General features: G+C 49.9%; 8 protein-coding genes. 3 read left to right on the top strand and 5 right to left on the bottom strand.

The features are described 5' to 3' along the window. Window positions 1–761: 761 nt before the first annotated feature. The 3 genes from A3844_RS06630 to A3844_RS06620 form a co-directional block, all read right to left on the bottom strand. Window positions 762–1,478 carry a hypothetical protein gene (locus A3844_RS06630; protein ID WP_074106969.1) on the bottom strand — a complete coding sequence of 239 codons (717 nt, stop codon included), beginning with the start codon at window positions 1,476–1,478 and terminating at the stop codon, window positions 762–764. 306 nt (window positions 1,479–1,784) lie between these two features. Further along, window positions 1,785–3,614, bottom strand: coding sequence for an APC family permease (locus tag A3844_RS06625; RefSeq protein ID WP_074106968.1), 1,830 nt, complete (start codon window positions 3,612–3,614; stop codon window positions 1,785–1,787). A gap of 207 nt (window positions 3,615–3,821) precedes the next feature. Then, complete coding sequence (locus A3844_RS06620) at window positions 3,822–4,025, bottom strand: sporulation protein Cse60 (protein ID WP_074083779.1); 204 nt, start codon at window positions 4,023–4,025, stop codon at window positions 3,822–3,824. 294 nt (window positions 4,026–4,319) lie between these two features. Here A3844_RS06620 and A3844_RS06615 point away from each other — a divergent pair, with 294 nt between their 5' ends. Genes A3844_RS06615 through A3844_RS06605 form a run of 3 tightly spaced genes read left to right on the top strand, consistent with a single transcriptional unit; the run spans window position 4,320 to window position 7,890 of the window. After that, on the top strand, window positions 4,320–5,789 hold the full coding sequence (locus A3844_RS06615; protein ID WP_074083778.1) for an FG-GAP repeat domain-containing protein: 1,470 nt from the start codon (window positions 4,320–4,322) through the stop codon (window positions 5,787–5,789). Window positions 5,790–5,803: 14 nt separating this feature from the next. Beyond that, window positions 5,804–6,499, top strand: coding sequence for a response regulator transcription factor (locus tag A3844_RS06610; RefSeq protein ID WP_074100844.1), 696 nt, complete (start codon window positions 5,804–5,806; stop codon window positions 6,497–6,499). Further along, complete coding sequence (locus A3844_RS06605; RefSeq protein ID WP_244169710.1) at window positions 6,493–7,890, top strand: sensor histidine kinase; 1,398 nt, start codon at window positions 6,493–6,495, stop codon at window positions 7,888–7,890. The genes A3844_RS06610 and A3844_RS06605 overlap by 7 nt, the downstream gene beginning before the upstream one ends. A 27-nt stretch (window positions 7,891–7,917) precedes the next feature. On the opposite strand, the gene A3844_RS06600 is transcribed toward A3844_RS06605, so the two are convergent. Beyond that, entirely contained in the window at window positions 7,918–9,972 is a 2,055-nt protein-coding gene (locus tag A3844_RS06600; RefSeq protein ID WP_074083775.1) for an iron ABC transporter permease, read from the bottom strand. Between the two features lie 8 nt (window positions 9,973–9,980). After that, window positions 9,981–11,018 carry an ABC transporter substrate-binding protein gene (locus A3844_RS06595; RefSeq protein WP_074083774.1) on the bottom strand — a complete coding sequence of 346 codons (1,038 nt, stop codon included), beginning with the start codon at window positions 11,016–11,018 and terminating at the stop codon, window positions 9,981–9,983. Window positions 11,019–11,139: the final 121 nt, after the last annotated feature.

Here is an 11,139-nt window from a genome sequence, read left to right as displayed (position 1 = left end):
CCTTTGAGGGCAATGTTTGCTTGCAGGCAATAGCTGTATGCTACAGGAATGGGGGAACGGCATTGAAGTGGAGAACATTAAGCATCCTGGGACTTGTGCTCCTAATGCTTGTTCTGGTGACGGGCTGCGCCAATGGGACGGCACATGTCACGGTCTGAAAATATACCTTGGTATATCAATAATTTAATATGCATATGCTCATCCATTTGTAAGGCTTTCATTGAAAATTCCTGTGAAGAAAGAGTGAATTTAAGAAAACTATACTATACATTCTATACCCAATATAACGCTACCATGTTAACTTTCAAATATGAAAACAATCCAAAGAAATAAGTTTAACTTAAAAAGGACTTATGGTGAAAAATTTATTAGACAATTGGTAGGTATGAATTATAAGCCTAAAATAGCTTTACACAAAATGATCGGCAAGTATCCTCACCTTCAGCCTATAGCTTCTATGGAACTGCGCCAACAAGATCAGCGCAGTCTTTCATTGAATAGTATTTGGTACGATACCATTTGAAAGAAACTTATTTAAGCAATATTGCTCCATCAGGAGCGAAATAGGCTAAATTAGTGATACTTTTTCCCACTCGCGGTGCTAGAGGAGAGGTATTACTCTTTTTAAGTTTCCTTTTTCCACTTAAGCGGCGCCAAGATAGCTCGCATTCGCAGATTTCCAGCTACTGCACAACAGAAAGCTTACCCGATATCCAGCTCACAAACATCACAATCGCCAGCGCAAGTGACCCTCGCCGCAATCACTTCTCGAAACCCTTAGGTTTGAGCGATTTTCTTTTTCTAATGAACAGAGTGACCGCAAGGGCCAAGAGCAGAATAACAACGCCGCCGGCAATGGCGATATTCCTGATGTCCGGCACATACACCACCAGACGCATCGGCACGGAATCAGCCATCGTGATGTGCCAGGTCAGTGTATTCCCATCCTGCTCGTCAGCGTTGTTAGGACCATAGAGATTGTATGGCAGCGTTAGTTTGAACGCCAGTTCTTGGCTCTGCATGAACAGCCGGACCAGCGACTTGGGTACACTCAGCGTTCCAAGGGTGTCTAGAATCTTATCCGAATAAGCGTTCAGCTTGGGCTGGGCCACCACGTCATACCGGGTGTACAGCCACTTGTTTTCGGTATCTACTTGTGTATCCACAATATCAAGGTTTCCCGCATTCAGCTTCACATCCTGTATGGAGGCATAGGATTTCAGAAATTGATATTCCGTGGATTTGCCCACTTTTGTTTTGTGCAGTTCAATCCCTGCCGCCTGTAGTCTGCTGCGAAGCAGATCCTCAATGGTACCGCCCGCCAGCGACTCTGCACGTGAATCCAGCTTAAGATTGAATGCAATATCCATGCCTCCGTCCTTCTTCACCGTGACATGTGCCGTCCCATTGGCGCAGCCCGTCACCAGAACAAGCATTAGGAGCACAAGTCCCAGGATGCTTAATGTTCTCCACTTCAATGCCGTTCCCCCATTCCTGTAGCATACAGCTATTGCCTGCAAGCAAACATTGCCCTCAAAGGCCTATACACCGAGTGTACCATATGCCCACACTGCCCGGACAGTTCTGCAATTACTCACTGAGTCTTCTTGATCTATGGAGATAGACCCGGTCTGCCGCCGGGGAGCTGTCAAAAGCCATTCTCATCCGGATACACTTGCAGATTCCATCTCATCCTATCCACAGCAATGCCCCCTGCTTCCGGGTATGATTCCGGTGGCAGGGGGCATTGTGTATACTATTTAAGCCGTAATATAGAACTACCATTATTTCTTCAAATGATAAGGCACGGTTGTAATAATTACATCCCGCCGGTACAGCAGATGCGCACGGAGCAGCAGGCTGGATTGGTTATGCAGAACATTGTGCCAGCCTTTCTTCGGAATGAACTGGGGCACGATTACCGTCACCTGATATTTCGATTCGCTCGCCTTGCGCTGGACGGTATCGATGAACTTGGTTAATGGGTGAATGATGCTGCGGTACGGCGAATACAGCGTAACCAGCCGGACTTCAGGATGGAACTTCTTCCACTTTTCTTCAAATACCGCATCATCCTCCCGTTCAAACGGGACATGTACCGCAATAATCTGTTCGGCACCAAGCGATTTGGCATAGCGGAGCGAGTTCTCCACCACATGGGTAATTCCGGCAACCGGCAGGATGATGATATTCCCTTCAATCGCCAGCGGCTCCACCTCACAGGTAGAGATCCGGAGCTGGTCCGCTACCGCCTCATAATGCTTGTGAATCCGGTAGAACAGCAGAATAATCAGTGGCAAAAAGACCAGAACGGGCCAGACCTGCGTAAATTTGGTCAGGAAGAACATCATCGTAACGATGAAGCTGATCAACGCCCCGGTTGTGTTGATAATGAACTTGGTCAGCCAGCCGGGAGGCTTCTGTCTGATCCATTTAACCATCATTCCGCTCTGGGAGAGAGTGAACGGAATGAACACACCCACCGCATAGAGCGGAATCAGGTGCTCGGTCCGGCCTTCAAAAGCAATGATCAGCAGGATCGACAGCAGTCCCAGTATAAGAATGCCGTTAGAATAGCCCAGCCGGTCCCCGCGGACCGTGAACATGCGCGGAATGAACTTATCCTTGGCCAAATTCACCGCCAGCAGCGGAAATGCGGAATATCCGGTATTGGCCGCCAGAACCAGAATCAGAGCAGTCGTTCCCTGGACAAAGTAGTACATAAAGTTCCGGCCAAAAACCTGTTCAGCGATAATCGAGACTACCGTCGCATCCTCTTGCGGAGTAATCCCGTAGTAATACGCCAAGAATACGATCCCTGTAAATAAAACCGCGAGCAGCGAACCCATAGCGACCAGTGTTTTGGCAGCATTGTTCGGTGCGGGCGCCTTGAAGTTGGGAATGGCATTGGAAATGGCTTCTACCCCGGTGAGTGCCGAGCTTCCTGAAGAAAAAGCCTTCAGCAGCAGGAATAGGCTGATCCCTGCAATCGGCGTGCCGAGAGGCGTATGCAGATTAGAAGGCACGCTGCCGGTCAAAATATGGAACACACCCAGACCGATCAGGATAAATAATGCAAGCACGAACAAATATACCGGATAGGCCAGGAAGGACGCCGATTCCGTAACCCCGCGCAGATTTAGAGTAGTAATAAGCAATACAAAAACAATGGCGATTACTACATTGTACGGATGCAGACTTGGAAAAGCCGAGGTAATTGCATCTGTTCCCGCCGAGACGCTTACAGCTACCGTCAATATGTAGTCCACAAGCAGCGAGCCGCCAGCCACAAGCCCCGGATACTTCCCGAGGTTTTCCTTAGACACCACATAAGCTCCGCCACCATGGGGGTAAGCAAAAATAATTTGCCGGTAAGATAAGATCAGGGCCAGCAGCAGTACGAGAACCCCTGCCGCGATAGGGATAGAATACCAGAATGCCGCAGCACTGAGAGTCACTAGCACCAGCAGAATTTGTTCAGGACCGTAAGCGACTGAAGATAAGGCATCCGAAGAGAGAATTGCCAGTGCTTTGGTTTTGTTCAGTTTCTGTTCGCCCAGCTGTTCCGATTTCAGCGGCCGTCCAATTAGAAATCTTTTTACCGAAGACATCATCAACCTCACCCATCACTTTTTAAAGTTATATTACCCTTGAAAATAAATAATAATCTCAGTTCCTTATTATACACTTCTATGTCAATGACGGTTTCGCTTCTTTTCCGTTCAACAAAGAGGCCGCACGAAGGGGCTTCTCCGCATCCATATAAATAAGCCGCCTCAGTTATTTTCATAGCTGAAGCGGCTTATTTACAGGATGGTCTATTATTTTGTAAAGATGACCAGAGCCGTGTACTTGCTGTCCGAGCCAACACCGTGCACAGAATTTGTTGTTACAGCAGTGGGAACCACTTGATATTTGATATCAATAAGCTGTCCCTGTACCATTGCCGATATGAATTCATCAATCATATCACTAAGTTCCGTAATATTTTGAGCTTCAAATGCCTCAACAGCATAATATGCCATGAAATCACCTCCCATTATCAAATTTCGACACAAGGAATTATTTTCCTTCTTTTACTTTATTATTTTTTTCATTATAAGGAATTTTTCCCTTCATATTAATTAAAATTCAATATTCTGGATTTCATCGCCGCTGCCGGTTGGTTCGAACACGTTTAAGAAATATTATGGACAAGGGGCGCATAGTTACAGCCGAAAGTTTAAGATGAGAGTTAATCAGCCTTTACCATTTTGATACTACTTTGCGAAGGGCCTGGGATATACTAGCCTCAGACCTATCAAAGGAGATTATACGTTATGAATAAATCAGCGCTAAGCGCTCTTCTTGGACTCACTGTGCTGGTGGCAGGCTGCAGTGAAATGAAAACTCCCAGTGACCTGCTTAAGGCTCCTTCCCAGGGAAATGCAGACGGAACGATAACAAGCATTGTCCAGCCTTTCCTGCCGGCAGGCTCTCACCTGACCGTGCCTGTTCATTCCGAATCGAGCAGCGCCATTCAGCTGCAGGATCTCGACAAGGATGGGCAGGATGAAATCCTGGCTTTCTACAAAACAGATAAAACCGACTATGAAATCAACACCCTGGTACTTTCCAAGACGGGTGGTGAATGGAAAAAGCTGACTAACATTACCGGAGTCGGCAGCGAGTTGGACTATGTAAAATATGCGGATGTCACTGCAGACGGAGCGCCGGATGTACTGCTGGGATTCAGCGGCGGTCAAGGCCTAAGCAGAGAGTTGTCGGTCTACAGCCTCACCGGCGGCCAGTTATCGGAGATTCTGAAGCAGCCTTATGACTATCTGGCAGTAGGGGATATAACAAACGAAGGGGGGATGGACATCGCTTTGCTCCAGTCCACAGTTGATACAAATAACCAGCCCCTATCCCGTCTCCAGTTATTGCGGCTGCACGGAGGCAAACAGCAAAGCTTATCCGACCAAAAGATAAGCGGAACGGTCATCCAAATGATGTATGCCAAGGCAGCTCCTACAGCAAACGCACTGATTATCGATGCTGCAGTTGGCGCGCATTCTTCCTATACCTCTCTCCTGACTTGGGCGAATGGGGCTTTTACTGATATACTTGCAACAGACGATTATCAGCATTCGGCACTTGAGGGCAGCAAGGACCTTGTACTGAAGCCCACAGTTCCTGGTCCGGACAGCTTACTTGGTGAAGGCAGCTTGTCTATCAAAGATTATCCGCTGTACAGCGAGGATGTGAACGGAGACGGAATCGTTGAAATCGGCTTCCTTGTCCCTCCTGCCGGTTCAGAGAACTTCGCGCCGCTGGCTACTCCTTTTATCACCAAATATTATCAATGGGACGGCCAAACAGGACTTAAGCTCGTGCAGGAGCAATTCGACCGGTGGGGATTCAATTTCCATATTCCCGGGTCCTGGACCGGCAAATACCTGCTGGATCCTACGAGGGAATCTCCTGCTCCATGGGAGCATATAAACTTTATCTACAAGAACGCAAATTCCGGGGAAAAGGCCCCGCTGCTGGAGCTGCGCCTGCTGACACGGAAAGATTGGCAGAAGGCTGAAGCAGAGCTGATTGCCGCAAAAGCTTCCTATAAGCTGCTATACGAATTGCAGGATACAAGTGATGAATCAGAGCCTACGGTGCTCGTTGCCGTGCTGCCATCACCGAATGCCGGCAGCAAGCTGACTGGACCTGCATCCCAGGAGTATGAGCAGTTGAAGCTGACCCTGGAAGAAGTACAGCAGCTGGCCGGCACGCCGCAGAAGCCCCGGCCATAACAAGGAGTGGAGTCATGAAGGTGCTCGTACTGGAAGATGAGAAGCCCATACGCGATCTGCTGCGCATCAATTTGAAGCGTGCGGGCTTGGAGGTTGTTGAAGCCGCCACGGGCGAAGAAGCCCTGACGATTGCCGGAGAGAATAGGAATTTCGACATTGCGATTGTGGACCTGATGCTTCCCGGAATCAGCGGCTTCCAAGTGTGTGATGAACTGCGCAGGCAGTTTCCCCGGCTTGGCATCATCATGCTGACCGCCAAAAGCCAGGAGGTTGACAAGGTTATGGGACTGGAAGCCGGCGCTGACGATTATGTTGTGAAGCCGTTCAGCCCCGTTGAGCTCACAGCACGGGTCCGGGCGCTGTACCGGCGAATGTATCCGGAGGAGGCTCCCCCGCCACAGAACCATATCGAGCTGGCCCCCTTCACACTGTTGCTGGATGAACGCAAATTATTGAAGAATTCAATCGACATCCCCCTCACCCCTACGGAATACTCCATTGTGAAGCTGCTCATGGAGCAGCCCGGCAAAGCGATCAACCGTGATGAAATACTGACCTCCGTGTGGGGTCAGTATTTCATGGGTGAGCTTAAGATTGTAGATGTTAATATCAGCCGGATCCGTCAGAAGATCGGGCAGGAAGTTTCCGGACCCCAATACCTCGAAACGGTGTGGGGATTCGGCTATTTATGGAGGGTACAACCGTGCTAAAGGGGATCCGGTCCCGGCTCATTGTCTACATCACACTTGTTTTGCTCCTGATTGTCCTCCTGCTGGAGGGGGTATTTATTGTGGCTGTCCATTATTATTATCTGGGCAGTGCCATGGAGACACTAACGTCGCGTGCGACAACCTCTGCCACCTTTTTCAATAAATATCTGGAGGGTTACTCCATCCATGAACGGGCCAGATATATACTGGAGAACCTCTCGCCTGACGAGAGCAGCAAGGTTGAAGTCCTGAGTCCGGAAGGGAATGTGATCATCAATTCCTTTGGCTTCGCAAGCTCGGAGCGGATTGACACTCCCGACGTCAAGGCGGCTCTGTCCAGCGGCAAAGGAACTTATCAGAACCTGACACCGGGCAATGGAGAACGGATTCTGGCCATCTCCATTGCCTTGAAAGAATCCGGATTAAATATTGGCGTACTGCGCTATTCCGTCTCGGCAGAACCTTTGTACAGTGTAATTGTAAAGATCCTCATCAACGCTGCCTGGGTGGGACTGCTGGTCATTGCCTTCGGCTTCCTGCTGAGTGTCATTATCGCCAAACGAATTGTAGGTCCCATTCAGCAGTTGACCACTGTCGCCAAAGAAATGGCTACCGGCAACTTTGCCGTTAGAGCGACCAAGCAGCATGACGATGAAGTCGGCACCCTGGCCGTCACTCTCAATTACATGGCAGAGGAAATGGTCAAGAGCGAAAAAATCAAATACGACTTCATCTCCTCCGTCACGCATGAGCTGCGCACTCCTCTTACATCCATTAAGGGCTGGGGCGAAACGCTGCTTGTGGGGGATTTATCGGAAACAGAAGAAACGCTGCAGGGGCTTGAGGTCATGACCGGTGAAACGGACCGTCTGATCGGACTTGTAGAGGACCTGCTGGATTTCTCCAAGTTTCAGGCGGGTGAGATGAAGCTTACGCTTACACCTTATGATCTGCGGGGGCTGCTGGAGGATTTGCTGCTGCAGTTCAGATACCGGGGGTCCACCAAACAGATCCGCCTGTATGCCGATATCCCGGATGAGCCGCTGCCTGTAGACGGGGATTTCAACCGCCTGAAGCAGGTTTTTGTCAATTTGCTGGACAATGCCTTCAAATTCACTCCGGCTCAAGGGGAAATCCGGCTCTCTGCCATTTCCAATGAAGCACATATTATCATTACCGTTGCGGATAACGGGGAAGGCATTGAAGAAGACGACCTGGAGAAGCTGGGGACCAAATTCTTCAAAGGAAAATCACGCCAATCGGGAAGCGGGCTCGGCCTTGCGATCTGCAAAGAAATTATCGAACTGCACGGCGGGACGTTACGGATCGAGAGCGAGTTCACCAAAGGCACTTCCGTTATTGTAGAGCTGCCGCGTTACCGGATAGAGTAAGGTCTGGTGTGCGTACAGCTCTTTTCATTACTTATGAACAAGCGAGCGATACATCAAAAACAGGAAGTACGGTGCTCCGATCAGCATAATGATTAGGCCTGACGGAATTTCTGTCGGCGCGATGACCGTTCTCCCCACCGTATCAGCAACGACAAGCAGCAAGCCGCCAAGCAGTCCTGACAAAATAATGGAGCGTCTGGTGTGATGCCCGATCATCATCCGCACCGCATGCGGCGCCATGAGTCCGAGAAAACCGATCGTTCCTACGCTTGCAACAGCTCCTGCAGCAAGCAAAACACCGATAATCATCGCCCACAGCCTCGTTCCGCGAACCGGCAGCCCAAAGCCTGTCGAACTTTCATCACCAAAGGCCAGCAAATCAAATTTCCTGCCCAAATAGTAAGCAATAGGAACAAGTACCAGCAGAAGGACAAACAGACTATAAAATTGCTGCCAGCTCCGGCCATATGTAGAACCGGTCAACCAGATAAAAGCCGCACTGTTCCACAGACTTGCTTTGACGATCATGGCTTGTATTCCTGCTGAACCGATGGCAGAGACTGCGATTCCGAGCAGGATCAGAACAGAAGGATTCAAGGCTTTGCGCCAAGCCAGCGTAAATACAAAGGCTGCGGCGATAACCCCACCCGCTATAGCAGCAACTGGAAGGGCCAATATGGAGAGCCCCGGCCACACCACCAGCACGGCCAGCGCACCAAAGCCTGCACCAGAGGTTACCCCGATAATGGACGCATCCGCCAGCGGATTTCGCACAGCACTTTGAATTAAGACACCGCTGATGGCCAATGCTATACCGCCGCAAGCGGCCACGAGTGTACGGGGAAGCCGTAAATGGAGCAGGACGGAATACGCCTGATCTCCTCCGCCCACCAGACTTTCCAGCAAATCAGAAACCGGGATTCTGGTTCCCCCAAGGGACAGGCTCACAAGGATAGTCAGGATAAGCAGCAGGGTCATGAATATCGCAGCGGGAGTAAAACGCACACGCAGTGCTGCCCCTCCTATATTCATCGATGCCTGGCCAGCGCCTGAACCGGATATATTTTTCATCTTGGTGAGCACAAGCCAGATGAGCCACGGCGCTCCAATAATCGCCATCACTGCACCGACAGGCATTTCCCCCAGATTGCTCCGCACCATACGGGCCAGAGTATCTGCTGTTGTAATAAGTAGGGCCCCCCAGAGCGCACTTGCGGGAATGAGCAGACGATGCTTGCGGATTCCGCTAAGCCGGACCAGATGGGGGGCGACCAGTCCGACGAAGCCAATGGGTCCAACCACACTGACCACAATCGCGGCCATAAGCACCGCTATGCCAAGGCCCACCGCCCGGGTTAAGCCTACCCGCTGACCGAGTGAACGGGCGGTAGATTCATCCAGTTCAAGCGCATCGAACTGCCTAGCTGCAAGCACCGAAATGCCTAGAAGTGTAATGACAAAAGGCCAGGCATACCGCACCCCGTCCCAGTCCAGCTGAATTAAAGAGCCTGAACCCCACAAAAATAGATTTTGCGTTTCTGTTTGGAAGAAAATATGAAGAGCCGATGTGAACGCTCCGAGTACCATGGATACGATCATGCCTGACAAAGCCAGGCGGACAGGTGTGGCCTTACGTCCTCCGCTCAGGACATAGGCAGCCAGTGCGGCCAGCAATCCCCCCGCTGCGGCCAGCAGTAAGGGATACTGTTGCTGCGTAGCCGGAAAAGCAACCATGCCCAGCACAACCATAAAGTAAGCCCCGGCATTGATCCCCAGTGTATCTGAGGAGGCAAGCGGATTTTTCGTTATCGTCTGCAGTAAAGCGCCAGCCGCAGCAAGGGCGGCCCCGGCCAAAATACCAATGACTGTACGTGGCATCCGGATATCCCAGAGCAGATTATGCTCCATTATATCCTGGCGGTGCAGCAGGCCATTCCATACAGTAGTTGCCGTGATCTTGGCCTCCCCAAAGCAGAGGCTGAGCATAAATACAACGAAGAGGGCGGCAAAGCCGCCCCCAAATATTCCAATCAGCCGCCAGGTCATCCCGGTTGAGTTTCTTTTGCCCGTTGTGGTATTCATCAGATTGCTCATTTCGTCAATGTATTTACTACTTGATCCACAAGGACTTTGGAGGATACAGGACCGCCGAAGACCCATGTGGTGCTATCCAATCCGAAGGTGTGTTTTTCTTTTACAAAATTGAGGCCCTTCCAGACTGAATTGTCCTTCAGCTCTTTCGAGAAAATATCATCATCCTTCTGGACAATATAGAGCAGATTCGTGTCCTGAACCGCCGGTAAAGCTTCAACTGTCGATGTACTGAATCCGTAAGCCTCGAATTTTTCAGATTTCCAATCGTTCTTCAGGCCAATCCGGTCCAAGGTTTGTACAGCAAGGGAGTTGTCTGTAAAAAGACGCATCGTCGCTGCATTCTGATAGCTGTAGGCCTGGGTCAGTACATAATTCAAGCCTTCCTTGCCTGCTGCGGCCAGCTTGGTCTTTGCATCTGTATAATGTGCATCCAAATCAGCGAGTACCTTGTCGCCTTCGGCTTTTTTGCCGAGAGCTACTGCAATGTTTTTGAAGATATCTTCCATCTGTGTATATTGATCGCCTTGCCCTTCGGGCGGATACAGACCAAAAATCAGCGTTGGCGCAATCCCCTTCAATTGCTCATAAATGGCTTCATGGCTATCGGTATTGGCGATAATCAAGTCCGGCTTCAAGGCAGCAATCGTCTCCAGATTCGGTTCTCCGCGTGTGCCCACATCAGTTACACTCGCATCGAGTGGTGCTTCAGAAGTCACATACAGTTTATAGTTTTCGTTGTCCGCATTGCCCACCGGCTGTACACCGAGCGCAATCACATCTTCCGTGAAGGTCCATTCCAGTACTACAACTTTTTGCGCAGGTTTATCCAGAGTAACCTCACCTTTGGCATCCTTAACTACAATCGGTCCGGCTGCGGCTTCCGTTGGCGCATGGGTAGCCCCAGCACTTGTAGCGGCTGCATTGCCGGCCGTTCCTCCATCAGCTGCCGACTTATTCGTGTTGTTAGATCCACAGCCTGCTGCAACCAGTACGACAACTATAAGCATAACTAAGCTTAATAACCTTTTATTCACTTTGTAAATCCCCCTATATGTATAGTAATTTAAGCTGCGATCCTTGATAATCATTATCGGTGTAGTGATAATGATTATCATTTTTAATTATATTAGCTATAATATATGGGATTTCTTTGAA

It is taken from the genome of Paenibacillus helianthi, from assembly GCF_001909055.1.
Lineage (GTDB): Bacteria > Bacillota > Bacilli > Paenibacillales > Paenibacillaceae > Paenibacillus_AQ > Paenibacillus_AQ helianthi.
This window is presented reverse-complemented; position numbering and strand designations above follow the sequence as displayed.

Excerpts from the sequence above, each read along its gene's own strand:
- A3844_RS06625 (WP_074106968.1), bottom strand. The coding sequence starts at position 3,614 with ATGATGTCTTCGGTAAAAAGATTTCTAATTGGACGGCCGCTGAAATCG.
- A3844_RS06610 (WP_074100844.1), top strand. The coding sequence starts at position 5,804 with ATGAAGGTGCTCGTACTGGAAGATGAGAAGCCCATACGCGATCTGCTG.
- A3844_RS06615 (WP_074083778.1), top strand. The coding sequence starts at position 4,320 with ATGAATAAATCAGCGCTAAGCGCTCTTCTTGGACTCACTGTGCTGGTG.
- A3844_RS06620 (WP_074083779.1), bottom strand. The coding sequence starts at position 4,025 with ATGGCATATTATGCTGTTGAGGCATTTGAAGCTCAAAATATTACGGAA.
- A3844_RS06600 (WP_074083775.1), bottom strand. The coding sequence starts at position 9,972 with ATGAATACCACAACGGGCAAAAGAAACTCAACCGGGATGACCTGGCGG.